The 16122-nt window shown below is 56.3% G+C and carries 16 protein-coding genes; 11 read left to right on the plus strand and 5 right to left on the minus strand.

The genetic code is table 11. The annotated features are described in order from the left end of the window. Positions 1-121 precede the first annotated feature (121 nt). From ACKGJP_RS10480 to ACKGJP_RS10490, 3 genes are all read left to right on the plus strand, one after another. Positions 122-298 carry a hypothetical protein gene (locus ACKGJP_RS10480; protein WP_409345598.1) on the plus strand — a complete coding sequence of 59 codons (177 nt, stop codon included), beginning with the start codon at positions 122-124 and terminating at the stop codon, positions 296-298. 43 nt (positions 299-341) lie between these two features. Further along, positions 342-1151: a glutamate racemase gene (gene racE, locus ACKGJP_RS10485; RefSeq protein ID WP_409345599.1), complete on the plus strand. Its 810-nt coding sequence runs from the start codon at positions 342-344 to the stop codon at positions 1149-1151. A 152-nt stretch (positions 1152-1303) separates the two neighbouring features. Beyond that, a complete protein-coding gene (locus tag ACKGJP_RS10490; protein ID WP_409345600.1) occupies positions 1304-2506 on the plus strand; it encodes a M14 family zinc carboxypeptidase in 1203 nt (400 codons plus the stop codon). A 119-nt stretch (positions 2507-2625) separates the two neighbouring features. On the opposite strand, the gene ACKGJP_RS10495 is transcribed toward ACKGJP_RS10490, so the two are convergent. Next, positions 2626-3516, minus strand: coding sequence for a LysR family transcriptional regulator (locus ACKGJP_RS10495; RefSeq protein WP_409345601.1), 891 nt, complete (start codon positions 3514-3516; stop codon positions 2626-2628). A gap of 180 nt (positions 3517-3696) precedes the next feature. Between ACKGJP_RS10495 and ACKGJP_RS10500 the strand changes: the two genes are divergently transcribed. From ACKGJP_RS10500 to ACKGJP_RS10520, 5 genes are all read left to right on the plus strand, one after another. Beyond that, positions 3697-4335, plus strand: coding sequence for an ankyrin repeat domain-containing protein (locus ACKGJP_RS10500; RefSeq protein WP_409347125.1), 639 nt, complete (start codon positions 3697-3699; stop codon positions 4333-4335). Positions 4336-4337: 2 nt separating this feature from the next. Continuing rightward, a complete protein-coding gene (locus ACKGJP_RS10505) occupies positions 4338-5666 on the plus strand; it encodes a purine/pyrimidine permease (RefSeq protein WP_409345602.1) in 1329 nt (442 codons plus the stop codon). A gap of 163 nt (positions 5667-5829) precedes the next feature. Then, positions 5830-6306 (plus strand): GNAT family N-acetyltransferase, encoded by a 477-nt coding sequence (locus ACKGJP_RS10510; protein WP_409345603.1) that lies wholly within the window; start codon positions 5830-5832, stop codon positions 6304-6306. A gap of 58 nt (positions 6307-6364) precedes the next feature. Continuing rightward, positions 6365-8392 (plus strand): peptidoglycan D,D-transpeptidase FtsI family protein, encoded by a 2028-nt coding sequence (locus ACKGJP_RS10515; protein ID WP_409345604.1) that lies wholly within the window; start codon positions 6365-6367, stop codon positions 8390-8392. Positions 8393-8575: 183 nt separating this feature from the next. After that, positions 8576-9166, plus strand: a complete 591-nt coding sequence (locus ACKGJP_RS10520; protein WP_409345605.1) for a hypothetical protein — start codon at positions 8576-8578, stop codon at positions 9164-9166. A 164-nt stretch (positions 9167-9330) separates the two neighbouring features. On the opposite strand, the gene ACKGJP_RS10525 is transcribed toward ACKGJP_RS10520, so the two are convergent. From ACKGJP_RS10525 to ACKGJP_RS10535, 3 genes are all read right to left on the minus strand, one after another. Continuing rightward, a complete protein-coding gene (locus ACKGJP_RS10525) occupies positions 9331-10128 on the minus strand; it encodes an HAD family hydrolase (RefSeq protein ID WP_409345606.1) in 798 nt (265 codons plus the stop codon). A 146-nt stretch (positions 10129-10274) separates the two neighbouring features. Beyond that, the gene (locus ACKGJP_RS10530; protein ID WP_409347126.1) at positions 10275-11435 is read right to left on the minus strand and encodes an ATP-binding protein; all 1161 of its coding nucleotides are present in this window, start codon (positions 11433-11435) and stop codon (positions 10275-10277) included. 165 nt (positions 11436-11600) lie between these two features. Beyond that, on the minus strand, positions 11601-12677 hold the full coding sequence (locus ACKGJP_RS10535; RefSeq protein ID WP_409345607.1) for a Gfo/Idh/MocA family protein: 1077 nt from the start codon (positions 12675-12677) through the stop codon (positions 11601-11603). Between the two features lie 124 nt (positions 12678-12801). On the opposite strand from ACKGJP_RS10535, the gene ACKGJP_RS10540 reads away from it, so the two are divergent. Continuing rightward, complete coding sequence (locus tag ACKGJP_RS10540; protein ID WP_409345608.1) at positions 12802-13701, plus strand: helix-turn-helix domain-containing protein; 900 nt, start codon at positions 12802-12804, stop codon at positions 13699-13701. Positions 13702-13824: 123 nt separating this feature from the next. Here ACKGJP_RS10540 and ACKGJP_RS10545 read toward each other — a convergent pair whose 3' ends face one another. Continuing rightward, complete coding sequence (locus ACKGJP_RS10545) at positions 13825-14754, minus strand: cation diffusion facilitator family transporter (protein ID WP_409345609.1); 930 nt, start codon at positions 14752-14754, stop codon at positions 13825-13827. A gap of 345 nt (positions 14755-15099) precedes the next feature. On the opposite strand from ACKGJP_RS10545, the gene ACKGJP_RS10550 reads away from it, so the two are divergent. Both ACKGJP_RS10550 and ACKGJP_RS10555 read left to right on the plus strand, forming a co-directional pair. Next, positions 15100-15330: a hypothetical protein gene (locus tag ACKGJP_RS10550; protein ID WP_409345610.1), complete on the plus strand. Its 231-nt coding sequence runs from the start codon at positions 15100-15102 to the stop codon at positions 15328-15330. A gap of 35 nt (positions 15331-15365) precedes the next feature. After that, positions 15366-16076 (plus strand): FadR/GntR family transcriptional regulator, encoded by a 711-nt coding sequence (locus tag ACKGJP_RS10555; RefSeq protein WP_409345611.1) that lies wholly within the window; start codon positions 15366-15368, stop codon positions 16074-16076. The last annotated feature ends 46 nt before the right edge of the window (positions 16077-16122 follow it).

A 16122-nucleotide genomic window follows, 5' to 3' on the forward strand; every position in this document is an offset into this window, starting at 1 on the left:
ATCGGAAGGAACGTACGGAACGTAAAGGATCAGGGGAAGCCGAATGCCGCGATAGGGGCCCTTTATCCAGAGAGAACGGAACGTTCGCCGGGAAGCGGTTAATCCGCCCTGGGGCCAGGTTGTGCGCGAAGGCCGCGTTTTCGCCGCCGGAGGCGAATTGAAGGCGTTTGTCACGGTACATTTCGTGCGGCACCCTCATATTCTAACCATGTGGATGGATGCATTCGGGGACGAAGCAGGGGGATGCACGCCGGTTTCGGAAGCGAATCGTCCGCATCGGCAAACCGGTACGCTTTAACGTAACTTTTCGACCATACTCGTGCAAAGGAAGCGTATAGATCGTGCAGCAAGCGATAGCGATATTGGATTCAGGCGTCGGCGGATTAACGGTCGTCAAAGAAGTCATGCGTCAGCTTCCACAAGAAAAAATCATCTATTTCGGCGATACGGCGCGTACGCCGTACGGGCCGAGGACGCCTGCCGAGGTTTCCATGTTCACAGGACAAATCGTCGATTACTTAATGCAATTTCGTCCGAAAATGATTGTCATTGCCTGCAATACCGCTACCGCCGTCGCTCTCGAGCAAATCCGTTCGTCGGTGCCCGTCCCGGTCGTGGGCGTCATACACCCCGGCGCCAGAGCGGCGATCAAAACGACCCGCAGAGGCCTCGTCGGCGTGATCGGAACGGACGGAATGGTTCGCAGCGGCGCTTACGAGATCGCGCTGAAGGAATTGTCGCCGTTCGTCGAGGTGATCAGTCTCGCCTGTCCGCAATTCGTGCCGCTCGTGGAACGAGGGCAATTCCGCACCGAACAGACGCGGGAGATCATCGGAAGGACGCTGGCTCCGCTTGCCGGCCGCCCGATGGACTGTTTGATTCTCGGCTGTACGCACTATCCGTTCATCAGCGAAGCGATCGCCGAAGCGATGGGACCGTCGGTTACGCTGATCAGTTCGGCCGACGAAACGGCCCGCGAGATCAGTACGCTGCTGTATCACAGCGGGCGGCTTGCCAAAGCCAGCCAGCTTCCGGTGCACCAGTTTTCGTGCAGCGGCGACCCGGTCATGTTTCGGAAGATCGCACGGGAATGGCTTGGCGAACAGATCAAAGTCACGCCGGTCGTTTGGCAGGTTCCGCAAATCGTATAAGGGAAGCATATGGCGAAGAACGATCGTTGCCTGCATTCGCCAAAAGACGGATCAGCCGGTATTTCCGGTTGATCCGTCTTTTTGTATGGCATGCGGCCCGGTCGCCCGGCATAAGCATCCTTAAGACGAGGAGTACGGAGGGAGGCAGAGAGGTGGCATTTTCGTATGTCGTGCAAAAGGGAGATACGGTGTACCGGATTGCCAGACGATTCGGCGTCGGTGTAAGGGAAATCTCCGCGGCAAATCCGCAGCTTGCGAACATCAATCAAGTCGTTCCCGGTCAAGTGCTGACGATCCCGCAGAACGTTCCGAGCCGGTACGTCATTCAGCCGGGGGATACGTTCTATTACATAGCGAAGCGGTTCAACATAGCGCTGTCCGATCTGCTTGCTGCGAATCCCGGTACGGATCCGCAGCGCTTGGAGATCGGCCGGACGATTGCGATTCCGGAGAGCAAAGGAACGTCGATCGTCGATACGTCCGTCATGTACGGATACGTCGAATTGATGGATGATATCGCCGCTCTGCGGCGGGTTTATCCGTTTATCGGCTATGAGGAGATCGGCCAAAGCGTCATGGGAAAAAAGATCCCGGCGCTGCGCATCGGCAGCGGTCCGAAACAGGTCCATTACAATGGAGCGGTCCATGCCAGCGAGTGGATCACGGCGATGCTCCTGATGAAGTTTGCCGAGGAATATGCCGCGGCTTATTCGGGAGGCGCGTCGCTGCGGGGCAGAAACGTCCGCAAGCTGTATGCGGAGACGACGGTTTGGCTCGTTCCGATGCTGAACCCGGACGGCGTAGAGCTTGCGCAGGAAGGCATTACCCCGCAGCACCCGTACTACAGGGAATTGTTGGACATGAACTGCGGCTCCTACGACTTCTCCAGATGGAAGGCGAACATTCGCGGCGTCGATCTGAACGACCAGTTTCCCGCGCATTGGGACCGCGAGCTCGAACGCCGGGGAACGGCGGGCCCGGGCCCCCGCGACTTCCCGGGACAACTCCCGCTAAGCGAGCCGGAAGCGAAGGCGCTTGCCGATTTTACGAGAAGCAAACCGTTTCGGCTTGTCGTATCGTTTCATACGCAAGGCCAGGAATTATACTGGAATTATCGCGATATGGAGCCGCCGGAATCGGAAGCGATCGCGAGGCGCTTCGGCCAAGCGAGCGGGTACCGGCCTGTGAAGCTGACGGGCAGCGACGCGGGCTACAAGGACTGGTTCATTCAGGAGTTTCGCCGTCCCGGATTTACGGTCGAAGCGGGAATCGGGGTGAATCCGCTGCCGATCGAGCAATTCCAGGCGATCTATAACGAGAACGTCGGCATCATGCTGGAGGGGCTGAGCGTCTAGCCCGGTACGGCGGGCGTCTGCCGACGCTTGGTACGGCATGTTCGCCGAACCGTCCGGACCGTTTCCGGGCGGTTTTTTGTCTGGGGGCGGTACGACTGTTCATCCTGTTGATTACTGTTCTAGCCGCCGGCGGAAGGCGAAGAGACCGTAAGGAAATCGATAAAGTTTTGCGCCGTTTTGGAAACGTAATGGTCTTTCAGCCAAATAAGCGCAGAGGAGGAAAGCAGCGTCGAGTCTTCGATTTCGTAAGCCTGCACGTTATCCCTGCGATGAAGCTTGAGCACGTTCTCGGGGACGATAGCGGAGGCGAAGCCGGATGCAACGAGTTCCATCATCATGGCGATATCGGAGCATTCGCAGATGAAGTCGGGCTTCAGGTTGCGCGAGGAGAAAGCTTCCCACACGAGATGGTAAACGCCAAGTCCTTCGGAGCTCGGAATGGCGAGCGGATGCTCGGCGATAAATTCGAAGGTGACGGTCCTGCGGACAGGCTCCTGCTTACCGGGAGTGACGAAATAGAACGGTTCCGTCCGGAAATGCAGAACCGAAAAGTCGTTCAGATCCAGAGGCAGGCGGATAATCGCCAGATCGACAATCCGTTCCTTGACGAGCTTGCATAGAAGGGCGGATTCATTCTGCTGGATCTTATACGTCACTTTCGGGTAGCGGGACCGGAACGCTTGCAGCAGCCCGGGCAGCTCGGGATGGGACAGCGTGTTGATGCCGAGCGTGAGCTTCCCCTTCAGCCCGCTTCCGGCCTCCTTCACCTCCGTTTCCGATTCCTCCATATATTTGGCGATCTTGAGCGCATGCTTGTACAGCGTCTGGCCGGCTTCCGTTAGCGACAGCCGTTTATTCGTCCGTTCCACCAGACAGACGCCGAGCTGATCCTCCATCAGCTTAAGCTGCTGGCTTAAGGGAGGCTGGGCGATATGAAGCCTTCGGGCGGCGGCGGAAATGGTTCTTTCTTCGGCAATGGCGATAAAATAACGCAGCTGGCGAATATCCAAGGCAGCGTCCTCCTTGTTCACTATATGTTTACGATATGGAAATGCAATCTTTTAAATATTATTCCTATGGTTCGTCTCATGTTAGCATAGAAGCATGCGAAACATAAAGGAGGCATTCCGGTGAAGCTGATTCCGATTGCGGCGGTATTTATCCTGCTGGCGGGCTGCCGGGTCTCCGGAATGCCGGAACCGACAGATTCCAAGAAGGGCGTGAGCGAAATGCACGGAACATTGATTCAGGCTGCAGAACGGGGAGATACAACTGCGGTCAAAAGACTGCTGAAGGAAGGCGCGGACATCGACGCGCAGGACGATCTCGGCAGAACGCCCGTCCTGGCGGCGACGCACGGCAAGCACGCCGAAACGGTCAAGGCGCTCCTCGAAGCGGGCGCAGACATCGATAAACAGGATAACCGCAGGGACAATCCGTTTCTGTATGCCGGCGCGGAAAGGCTGCTCGATATTGTGAAACTGGCGATTGAGGCCGGCGCAAACACGAAGCTGACGAACCGGTTTGGCGGAACGGCATTGATTCCGGCTTCGGAAAGAGGGCATGTGGACGTCGTGAAGGAGCTGCTGACGAATTCCGATGTCGATGTCAATCATATCAACAACCTGGGCTGGACTGCTCTACTGGAAGCGATCATCCTAAGCAACGGGGGAGAAAAGCATCAACAGATCGTCCGGCTCCTGATCGATCACGGGGCGGATGTGACGATCGCCGACGATAAAGGCGTCACGCCTCTGCAGCACGCGTCCTTGCGCGGGTATAAAGCGATTCATGATATGCTGGTTCAAGCAGGGGCAGGGGCGAAATAAGGATGGTGACCAAAAGCTATACGGCAGGCCTGAGCGCTTTTCAATGGTTTATTTTCCTGCTGGCCAGCTCCGTAGCCTTTCCGATCGTACTCGGGGGCGTATTTCAACTGCCGGCGGAGGCGATATCCTCCCTCATGCAAAGGACGTTCCTCGTCGTCGGCATCAGTTCCTTCATCCAGGGCTGGCTCGGCCACCGGTACCCGATCGCGGATGGGCCGGCCGGCTCTTGGGTCAGCGTGTTCGTCATCCTGGCCGACGTGACCGTCAGGCAGGGCGGAAACCCGCAGGATACGCTGCCGATTCTGGAGGGCGGCTTGATTATGGCCGGACTCCTGTTGTTCCTGCTCGGCATTAGCGGATTCGTGCAGCGCCTCTTGTTTCTGTTTACGCCGCTTGTGACCGGGAGCTTTCTGTTTATTTTGGCGCTTCAGCTTAGCGGCGTTTTCATGAAGGGGATGATGGGCTTGCAGGGCGGAGCGTCCCGTTCGGACTGGACGGTGACGGGCATTTCGTTCGGGCTGTTCGCGTTCGTGCTCTTCTTGTCGGTCAAAGGAAGGGGCTGGGTCAAGAACTATGCGGTGCTCATCGGGATCGCGACGGGCTGGGCGGTCTTTCTCGCGGCGGGCAAAAGCTCACTTTCCGTTCCGCATGCGGCCGATCCGTTCAAGCTGCCGGAGCTGTTCGCGTGGGGAGCGCCGCAATTCAATGCGGGCATAACGGTTACCGCCATATTATTTACTTTCATCCTTGTCTCGAATACGGTGGCGGCGCTGTCCGCGATTCGTCAAGTCGTGCCTGAAACGGACAGAAGAGAAGAGCGATCGCTTAAGCGAGGCAGCATTTCGGGCGGCATTTCGCATCTGCTGTCTTCGGCTTTCTCGACGGTAGGCATTGTCCCGCTGCCGGTAACGGCAGGATTCATTCGGCTGACGGGTCAAACCGGTAGGCGGCCTTTTTTGGCGGCTTGTCTGATTTTAGCCGGGATTTCCTTTCTTCCGTCGATCGTTGGCGTGCTCGCTCTGCTGCCGGAGCCTGTCGCCTGCGCGGTCATTCTGGCGTCCTTCGTCCAGATGGTCGGCATTTCAATGCAGTCGATAGTGAAGGAAGCGCTCGACCAGCGCAGGCTGTCGATACTCGGCATTACGCTGTTGATCAGCTTCGGGCTGATGTTCCTGCCTGCGGAGGCTTTTCAGGGACTTCCTTCGATTCTGCAGTACGTGCTCGGCAACGGGCTTCTCGTCGGAACGTTAACGGTCATCGCGCTGGAACAGCTGTGGAGACCGAGCCGGCCTGCAACCGCGATCGAAGTGCCGCATGCCGGACGCTCATGAGTGTAAGGCAACAAGCATACTATGTAAAGAAAGCCTGTCGATCTTCCGGTCGATAGGCTTTTTCTTGTGCGCTGTAAGGATGAAGGCAAAAAAATAGATTACCGGAAATGCCTTCGTCTGGTAAAATATTGTTATCGAAGCCGTTTCGTTCAGGAGGTGGGCCATGTATAGCACAAGACCGGCAGTTCATGACGATTTTGCCGCCGTTTGCACATTTCCGCGCAATGCGGAGGAGCTTTTTTACATGTATCCGAAAGGGACCTTTCCGCTTTCGGCCGATCAGCTTGCGGGAGCGGCGGAGGGAAGGCATTTGCTTACGGTTCTGGTGGGAGCGAACGATGAGGTCGCCGGATATGCCAATGTATACGGATTGGAAGCGGGGGAGCTGTGCTGGCTCGGCAACGTGATCGTATCGCCCGCTCATCGCGGGAACGGCGGCGCGGAGCTATTGATCCGTTCGATGATCGGACATGCGCAAAGCGTGCTTGGCGTGAAACGGTTGCGGCTCGTCTGTCACAGCACGAACGCGAGGGCGCTCTTATTCTATACGCGGATCGGCTTTAAGCCTTACGAAATCGCTCGAATGGAAGATCACCGCGGACAGACGATCGCCGCAATCCGGATGGAGCTGCAGTTTTAGCTTGCTTTCATCTCACTTATCGAATAAGACAGGTTTCTGAAGAGGCGAGGGGAACGACATGCTTGGAACCCATACGAAAGAACATGATCCGCAGCAGCAGGCTGTCGACATTCGCAAGCGGTTGACATTCCGGCAAAACCTGTTTTTCTTTTTTGTTTTCGCGGTGTTTAGCGTACTGATCGTCCGGCTTGCCTATTTGCAGCTTATCGAAGGCGAGCAGCTCAAAGCTTCCCTCACCTACGTCAATTACAAGCCAACGCCGATCGCGCCGATCCGCGGAAACATTTACGATTCGAACGGGAACGACATTGCGGTTTCGAAGCCTGTGCAATCGCTCTACTTTCGGGTGGAGGCGAGGGGGCAGAGCGACGATGACACCATCGCGCTGGCTTACCGGCTGGAGTCGATTTTCGCGGAGCGCGGCAAAGCCGGACAGGAGAAGCTCGGCGCCGCCGATATTTTGAAGCGGATGGACGTCGGCATTAACCTGGATAAGACGAAGGCCAAAAACCCGGGCTTCTTCAACGTGCCGCGGCGGATCAAGACGGATTTATCCAAAGAAGAGGCGGCTTTCATTATCGAGCATCGAGACGAGCTGCAGGGCATCGAGATCGTTGAGGAGAGCATCCGGGTGTACGATAGCCAAAGCGTCGCGGCCCAGCTTGTCGGCTATTTGAAGCGCTACAGCGCCGCCCGCAACAAATCGAACGGCCTCGCCTACTACCAGGAGCAGCCGAGCGGCGAATACATGGATACGGAGGATGTCGGTTTCGACGGCATCGAGCTGATGTATCAGGAGGAGCTGCGCGGCAAGAAGGGATTGAAGACGTATCCGGTCAACGCGATTAACAAAATTATCGGCATTCCCGAGATAGCGCCGCCGACGCGCGGCAACAGTCTCTTCCTTACGATCAACAAAGAGATTCAGCTTACAGCCGAGCAGGCGATAATGGATCAGATCGAGCTGCTTAAGCAAAAGGACTACGGGATGGGGAAAGGGACCGCCGCGCGTTCCGGCTATGCCGTAGCGATGGAAGTCGATACCGGACGCATCGTCGCCATGGCAAGCATGCCCGATTACGATACGAATATTTGGACGGGCAGCGTCATTCCGACCGAGGCCTACAACAAAATCAGACAGTTCGTCAATAACGGGACGATACGCACCTCTTACCCGGACTATCCGGAGAAAGAAATGAACGATCATACGAATTCGCTCGTTTTTCTCGGCTCGACGATCAAGCCGTTATCCGTCCTGGTCGGACTGAACGAAGGCTTGTTCGGAATCAGAACGCCGTATCAGGACACAGGTTCCTTTACGTTCGGCGCAGACGGCAGCTCGATCAGCAACTCGGACGGATATGCCAACGGCACGCTGACTGCGACATCCGCCATTCAAAAATCGTCGAACACGTACATGTCCGCTATGATCGGCGTGCCGCTCTGGAACAAATACGGCAGGGAAAAAGGAACGGCGATGCAGGTATGGGCCGATTACTTGGCGAAGTTCGGGCTCGGCGTCTCGACCGGAAGCGGCATGCCGGGGGAATATGACGGCGCGAATGATTTTTTCGCCAACGCGAAAAAGAACAGTATCATGTCGGCCATGGTTTACGCGTCCTGGGGACAAAACGAGCGCTATACGACGCTGCAGCTCGCTCAATTCGCAGCGACGTTAGCCAGCCGCGGCAAAAGGATGAAGCCGCAGTTCGTCGACAAGATCGTTAATGTAAACGGGGACGTCTTACAGAAGCTGGAGCCCGTTATGCTCGACGAGGTCAAGTTCGCGAACGAGTACTGGGATACGGTGATCGCTGGCATGAAGAGCGGCGCCGAGGGCATCGATACGCTGCCGTACAACGTCGCCCGCAAGACGGGAACGTCCACGCAGGATGTCAGCAACGGAAAGAATAGAGTCGACAACGCCGTGCTGATCGCCTTCGCGCCGGCGGAGAAGCCGAAGCTGGCCGTAGCGGTCGTCGTGCCGGAAGGCGGCTATGGCCGGTATGGGGCCGCGCCGATTGCGGCGAAAATATTCGAGGCGTACGATAAGACGGTTGGCGGGTTGAGCGGAGAGAAGAAGTAGGCGGCTGGCGACAATGCGGGAAGAGCGCATCGTTTGCTGCCGAAAATACACAAAATGGTCCGGTGAGCAGTAGCGCCGGACTTTTTTGTTTTGGTGCTGGGGTGAGAGAAAATCATCCTCCCCAATATGCGAAACGGCATCTATAATCACTTTAGAAAGTAACGCCGAGGAGTGAATGAAAAAATGACAGTAGAGAAAGCGATTCGGTTTTTGGCGTTTATCGCCGTTTTGGGAGGCGTTGCCCGGGGCGTCATGACGCCGCTGGCGCTCATTTTGGGGACGGACAGCATTCCGGAACTGTACGCCGGCATAGCAGGCAGCATGCTGCTGACGATCGGAACGGTTGGCGTCTATTTGTTCCAGGCAGCTTCTGTCGGCCGTATCGGTTTGATAGCCTTCACGATCTTGACGATCGGTAATTTGTTTACGACGGTGCTGGTCAGCATGAGCATGTACGACGCCGTCACAGGCAGAAGCTCCGACTCGATGCCGCCCGCGCCGTTCGATACGATGATCATGCTTAATATGATTTTTTTGTTCATCGGGTTTCTGGCATTCGGTATCGTAAGCATGAGGGCCAAGAAGCTGCCGATATGGGCATCCATCATGCTCCTGGCATCGCCTATCACTCTGTTCATTCCGGGAATAGAAGATTGGTCGGCCGCACTTTGGGGACTTAGCTATGTCGGGTTCGGTTTAAAGGCAATGTCCGTCGAGGCTGTCAAACCTGTGCTTCATGGCGGAACAACCGGTCTTTCCGCAGCGAACGACTGACTGCCGACCGACGTCATCAGCGGAGAAGCGGCTGTTTTTCCAAGAGTTGCTTCCATGAAGGAGGAGCCCGGTTTCGGCGCATTCGGCGAAAACCCGAACGTTTGACCGGGCGGTTGCTTTACAACCGGCAAACCTGCCGATTTTAAGCTGCGGAAGTTTAGTTCCTAACGCTCTCCCGGTGTTGATCTCGTCCAAAAGCCTGTCTCCAGCAACCCGTTAAAATCAGCGCATTCCTTAAGAGGCTCCGGTATTTCCGGGAGTCTCTTTTCGTTCTTGCGGTTGATCCAGACGCTGGCGATGCCAAGCGCGGAAGGACCTTTCACGTCCTCGACTTGAGCGTCTCCGACATACACGACCTCCGACGGCTTCAGGTCAAGCGCTTTCAGGATCGTGGTGAAAAAGACGGCATTCGGCTTGTACACACCCATCGATTCCGATGAGAAAACGGGGCCGATCTCGAGGCGATTCCGCTTCAAATCCGCCAGCAGAGGCTCATGATCGCTGTTCGACCCGACGGCGAGGGAAAAGCGAGAGGACAATTTAGCCAACACCTCCGGCACCTCCGGAAAAACAGTGCGTTTGCCAAGCGTATTCAGCATAAAGCGAACCTCTTGCTCCGGGTCGCCTTCAATCCCGAAGACCTCGTACGTTTTGGCCAGTCCCAGCCGGAAAATGTCGGACTCCGCGTGGAAAGCGCCGCTGCGGCACAGCTCGTGATGGTTTCGTTTCCATGTATCGTAGAATGGCTTCGGATCCACCCCGCAGCCCAGGCTGCCGAGAATTTGCTCTACGGCCCGAAGCGAGCCTTTACCCGTATCTACCAACGTCCCGTAGCAATCGAAAATAATCGTGCTGATCATCGGCCGTTCACCTCGTTTCATATGGCTTGCAGAAAATCGCTCCGACAGCACAAGCACGCTGCCCGAGGCGCGATTGATCCATACGAGCATTCCGCCCTGCATGAATCGTCCGATCCAATCGACGGCGGTGCTCCTCTAACAGCTTGCTACCATTATACCTGAAACGGGAGAGGGAAATCACCCGAGCGAAACGCACAAAGCGCAAAAGGCTCCCGGGATCGGGAGCCTTTCGCTGCGAGAGAATCGAATTATACGATATCGTCATGAAGCACGATCTGCAGGTCCGAATAAGCAGCCATGATTTCACCGATGCGTTGTTCAATGACCGCGCGCTCGAAGCGTCTCGGAAAAAGCTCGCGGTCCGGTTGAACCGTCACGCTCGTTCCCGTTTCCTTCGTGACGCCGACCTTCAGCAAGCCGGATTGCGGAATGCCTTGCCTGTAATCTTGGCGGAACACGGATCCTTCTCTGCGTATTTCCACGGAGAGCCTCTCCGACAGCGCATTGACCACGGCTGCGCTAATCCCTTTTTCCCCGCCAGGCGCAAAATAAGGGGCGCTAAGCTCGGGACGCCAAATGTCCGTCAGAACGGTTTGCACCCTTGGGACTTCGGTATGCGCGAGCGCTTTGACGGGAATACCGCGTCCGTCGTCGGCGATCGTTACGCTCCCGTCGCCGTGCAAAAAGATCGCAGCTTCCCGGCAATAGCCTGCGCGATGCTCCAGAATCGCGTTCTCGAGCAGCGCCCACAGCAGCAGGTGAGGATCGTTGCCGCTCGAAGCCGTCCCGAGATAAGCGCCGGCCTGGCTTCTTGCTTCCGCCATGTCCAAATAATGGCTCGTGTCGAGCAGGTCGGCGGCGGCGGCGAGCAGCAGCAGCAGCGGCAGCGCACGCTCGTCGGGAAGCAAATAACGGCCCCCGCGTTCTTCCTGCACGAGCAAGCCCGCTCCTTGGAGCGCCTTGATATGGTGATAGAGCTGTCCGGTCGTTCCCATGTTAAGCCGCTCGACGAGCTCTGCGCCGGTCAGGGGCTCCTGCATAACCGCTCTCAACAGGTCAAGACGCTGCTTATGGCCGAGCGCTCCGATAATTTTCGCCGCCTTCTCGCCGTCGAGCTCCAGCAGCCCGCGCACTTGCCGTTCCTGAGGGGTCCAGCGATAATCGCGCTGCTTGCTCCTGTAGCGTCCGGCATAATAAAGGCCGCCCTCCGACGACGCATCCTGCTCGTGTCCGTCCTCAAGCGGGATGCCGGCTAATCCGCCTGCCCCATGCCATTCGTCGGCGCGGCTTCCCGCCGGCAGCGTTTGCCCGGCTAGCCGGCGGTCAAGCTTTTGGACGATTCCGCTCAACAGCTCCATTTTGGCGTGCAAAGCATCCATCTCCGCATATAAGTCCCGATCCGTCACGATGACACCACTCCTCAAAGTATTATTAAATTACGTAATTACGTTATAACATAATAATAGCAGACTCGAACGGATTTGTAAATGATTCCAGGATGAATTTGCGGATGAAAACACGGTGGAAGCCAAAAAAGGCGCCATCAACGGATGACGCCCCTTCCAGGCTTCTTCTTACATCGCGCTTACGCGAGCGAGCGGCGATTGCCAATCGTCCGAAAGACCGAGTCCGGTCAAGTCGGCAATCGTGTTGTTCCGTTCCGCCTCATATAACCGCCAGATGACTCGAAGACCTTGAATGCTGGTAGGTCCGTCGGTCAATGGCTTTGCTCCGGTTCGAATGCAGTCGAGGAAGTGCATGGTTTCGAATTGCGTTTGCTTGCCTTCGTTCGTTTCCTCGTACAGGATTTGCGTATTGGAGGACGTATCCAAGTTCGCTTTTTCCGCTTTCATATGGGAATGCAGGTATAGTCTTCCTTCGTCGTGCCTGTATTCCAGCATGCCTTCGGTGCAATGGACATGGAAGCTGTAGCCCAGCCTTGTGCCGCGGGCTCCCCATGTGCCGAAATGATAGCCGAGTTTGCCGCCCTCGAATTCCAGCGTCACGTTGCTCGTTCCCTCCATTTCCATCCACGGCGTGCCCAGATTCGTTCCCATATGGACGCCTTTGACGGGCTTGCCGAGGAATAGCAGCAGCAGATCGACGTAATGGCAACCATGGCTGAAAAATTGACCGCCGCCTAGCTGTTTGGCCGATTCGGTCCAATGGCCGGGGGAGAATTTCGTGAATTGTTCGGTCCAGATCGACATCTGGAACGCTTCGCCGTACGCTTTGGAATCGATCAGCTCCTTCATCTTGACGATAACCGGCCAGAAGCGGACGGGATAGGCGGTCATCAGAACCCGGCCTTCGCGTTCCGCCGTCGCGATCAGATCCAGGCATTCTTCTTCCGTATTGCACATCGGCTTCTCCATCAGCACGTGCTTGCCCGCCTTCAAGCAAGTCAGGCCGACTTCGTAATGCAGATCGTGGGGCAGCGCGATCAGGACGGCGTCCACATGGTCAAGCAGGCTGCGGTAATCGGCGACGGCGAGCTCGGCCCCCACTAAGCCGGCGGCGCTTTGCGCTCTTTCCAGGTCGATGTCGCAGGTTGCGGTCACCGTCATTTGATCGGCCAGCGCGAGCAAGCCGTGAACGTGCGAGCCGGCCATCCCGCCGCAGCCGATAATGCCAAGTCTGATTTTGCTCATTTCATTTTTCCTCCTAAAATGATTTGAATGACTAAGACTAAGCAATATAATAGGCTTATAAGAAGCGTATTGCTTTATCAATACGGTCAAACGTTTTGCATTTTCGGTCGGAGGATCGGAGCATATGGAATTTGTGAAGTATGAGCTGCAGCAGGAGATGTCGATCGGGAAAATCGTTACGTTTTACTATATGGAGACAAGCAAGCATTTCTATTCGCAAGGGGAGAAACACGATTTTTGGGAGTTTGTTTATGTGGATAAGGGAGAGGTCGAGATTTATACCGACTCGAACCGGCTCTCCTTGGAGCAAGGGGACATCGTCTTCTATAAGCCGAACGAATTTCATATGGGACACGCGATTAACGGCACGGCGCTGAACCTGATCATCGTATCGTTCGATTGCGAGGCGCCTAGCATGAAGTTTTTCGAAGGGATGAGCTTCCGGCTCGAGGAGAGCGAACGCGCGATTTTGTCGCACCTGGTAAGAGAGGGGCTGGAGGCGTTCGATCCGCCCATCGATTCCCCCAAGATGTCCCGTCCCAAGCGAAACCCGCAAGCGCCGTACGGCTGCGAGCAGCTGATCAAAAACTATTTGGAAATCTTGCTGATCCGGCTCATTCGCAAAGGAGCTTCCGGGCGCAAGGAAATGCCGACCTCTATCGCGGCCGAGAACAAGGACGGGGAGGTGGTCCAGCAAATGATCGCCATGATGAAACAAAATTTGTCGAGGGATCTGACGGTGGACGATTTCTGCGGAGAGCTCGCGATGGGAAAGACCAGCTTGAAAACGATTTTTAAAGCGAAGGTCGGCGTAGGCATCATGGAATATTTCAACAAGCTCAAAATCGAGCACGCCAAGCTGCTGATCCGCGAGAAGGATTATAATTTTACGGAGATCGCCGAGCAGCTCGGGTACAGCAGCATGCATTACTTTTCCAGGCAGTTCAAAAGGGTGACGACGATGACGCCGACGGAATACGCGCGCTCGATCAAGGCGAGGTCGGGCCGTAACACAGATCGATAGCCGCCGAACCGGATGGAAAAAAGGGAGCCGAAGGATTGGCATAGGCGATGGCCTCAATCTTCGACTCCCTTTGTCGCACCATCGAGCCGGGCGGCAGCGATGATGGCATAGCGTGCGCCCGGACTATTTTCGTTTTTTGGCCGTTATGGACAAAACTTCGTCTTCCGCATACCAGGGGTTCAAATGCACAAGTACTTCATTGACGTCGGCGTGGGCGTCTTTGATCGCTTTTTTGATTTCGCGGCTGATGTCGTGCCCTTCCTGGATTGATAAATGGCCGGGGATGCTCGCCCGTACGTCGACCAAAATATATTGGCCGTGCTCGCGCGCCCGCAGTCTGTCGATCCTTTTGACTTCCCGGACCGATTTGACGAGCGTCGCGAATTGCTTGATTTTATCCGGATCCACGGTACGGTCCATGAGAATGTCGACCGATTCCTTGCCCATCTCGTAGGCGAGCTTAAGCACAAGCAGAGCTACGATGATTCCCGCGGCCGGGTCCCCGTATTTCAGAAGCGTGATACCGCTCCAATCGCCTACGAGCGCGAGCGTGATGCCGACGACGGCGGCGGCGGAAGCGTAAACGTCGGCCAGGTGGTCGTATGCGGTCGCGATGAGCGCCTTGGAATTCGCTAGTTTGCCGATGCGAATCGTGTACACGTACAGCCACTGCTTCCATGCCAGCGACAGGAACGCGGCGATGAGCGCAATGACATGGGCTTCGGGAGGCGGACCGAACAGCACTTGGACGGAGCTGTAGCCGATCCATACGGCGGCGAGCAGCAGGATGACGGCTACGATGCCGGCGCCGACGACCTCGGCTTTGCCGTGACCGTACGGGTGATCGTCATCCGCCGGCTGGTTCGAGATACGCATCGAACCGAATGCCGTCGCCGAGGCGATGACATCGCCCGCGTTATGAATGCCGTCGGCGATCAGAACGCCGCTTTTGAACAGAACGCCGACGACGAGTTTAAGAAGAGTCAATGCGATGTTGCTGAACAAGCTGACGCCAGCCGCGAACATCGTCTTATTTTTTTCTGCGTACATCATTTATTCCTCCCGCCACGATAATTGCCCTTGGGAAACAAAAACCCTTAACCGTTGCCGGTTAAGGGTTGGATTGATTTATAGGGACGTGTTGTTTGAGTTTCGGCGCAAGCCCATGCATATTGTTCACCGTCGCAAGCCAAAGTATTCCACTATCATAGCACACTCGCCATGAACGCGCAAAGGCCGAGGCATAGCCCGGAAGCCGGACGAAGCGCCGGCGCAACCGGAAGCATTCGCAGCTCCCCATTGAATAAAGGTAAGCCGGCAGGCTACAATGTGGATAGGAGAACCGGACGCAACATCTGATTCAATGACTATCAAGCGTTTATGGGAGGAGGGGTCGGGTTGCGCAAGCTGCTGTCGCTTCGCCACTGGCTGCATGTATTCAAGCGGGTGTGGCGTTTGCTCGGATCTGCGCAGGTGCCGGTATGGGAAAAGCTGTTGTTCGCGGTGCCCGCACTGTTATATGTCGTGCTGCCTGACGTACTGCCGCTATTGCCTATCGACGATATAGCCGTCGTCATGCTGCTAGCCAATTGGTTTGCCGCGCGGATGGAAAATAAATACCGGGCATAGCCCGGCACGGACGGATAAGTTTAGGGGGAGCTTCCTTGGAAATAACGAAAATCGCGACACATAAAATTTACGAGAAGGTAGCCGAGCAAATCAAACGGCAAATCGTCGAGGGCAAGCTGAAGCCCGGCGAGAAGCTGCCGTCTACGCGGGAGTTCTCGGAACGGTTCCAGGTCGGCCGTTCGACCGTTCGCGAGGCGCTGAGCGCGCTGAAGGCAATGGGGCTTGTCGAGAGCCATCAGGGAGAAGGCAGCTACGTGCGCAGCAATGTGCCCGAAACGGTGAGCATGCCCGATTTCGAGTCGCTGCAGCTAAGCCGGGAAACGGTGCTTGAGCTGCTGGAGGCGCGCAATTCGCTCGAGGTGTCCAACGCGGCCATCGCTGCGGAGAAACGGACCGACGAGGATCTCGAGACGTTCGAGCGCATTTTGGCGACGATGCAGGAGAATCTCGGCAACGAAGCGGAAGGCGAGAAGGCCGATATGCTGTTTCATCTGACGCTGGCCAAGGCTACGCACAACTCGATTATGGTCAGGCTGCTCGAAACGATATCGGGTCAAATGGAGACGGCGATCCGCGGCACGAGAAGGCTGCAAATGTATTCCAACCACTCCGTTTCCGCCCAGCTGTGGCGGGAGCATCAGGATATTTCTGCGGCCATACGGGCGCGCGACCCGCTTGCCGCGCAGGATGCGATGCGGCAGCATCTCTTCCACGTCGAAAGGGTGCTGATTCCTTACGTGAAATAAGACATCGCTGCTCGAAGCTTAGCGGCTGCTTGCATGCGGTCTAAAG

Source organism: Paenibacillus litoralis (assembly GCF_046244365.1).
Lineage (GTDB): Bacteria > Bacillota > Bacilli > Paenibacillales > NBRC-103111 > Paenibacillus_V.

Coding starts and splice junctions, on each gene's coding strand:
- ACKGJP_RS10545 (WP_409345609.1), bottom strand. CDS start 14,754: ATGATGTACGCAGAAAAAAATAAGACGATGTTCGCGGCTGGCGTCAGC.
- ACKGJP_RS10500 (WP_409347125.1), top strand. CDS start 3,697: ATGCCGGAACCGACAGATTCCAAGAAGGGCGTGAGCGAAATGCACGGA.
- ACKGJP_RS10515 (WP_409345604.1), top strand. CDS start 6,365: ATGCTTGGAACCCATACGAAAGAACATGATCCGCAGCAGCAGGCTGTC.
- ACKGJP_RS10535 (WP_409345607.1), bottom strand. CDS start 12,677: ATGAGCAAAATCAGACTTGGCATTATCGGCTGCGGCGGGATGGCCGGC.
- ACKGJP_RS10510 (WP_409345603.1), top strand. CDS start 5,830: ATGTATAGCACAAGACCGGCAGTTCATGACGATTTTGCCGCCGTTTGC.
- ACKGJP_RS10505 (WP_409345602.1), top strand. CDS start 4,338: ATGGTGACCAAAAGCTATACGGCAGGCCTGAGCGCTTTTCAATGGTTT.
- ACKGJP_RS10520 (WP_409345605.1), top strand. CDS start 8,576: ATGACAGTAGAGAAAGCGATTCGGTTTTTGGCGTTTATCGCCGTTTTG.
- ACKGJP_RS10525 (WP_409345606.1), bottom strand. CDS start 10,128: ATGCAGGGCGGAATGCTCGTATGGATCAATCGCGCCTCGGGCAGCGTG.
- ACKGJP_RS10540 (WP_409345608.1), top strand. CDS start 12,802: ATGGAATTTGTGAAGTATGAGCTGCAGCAGGAGATGTCGATCGGGAAA.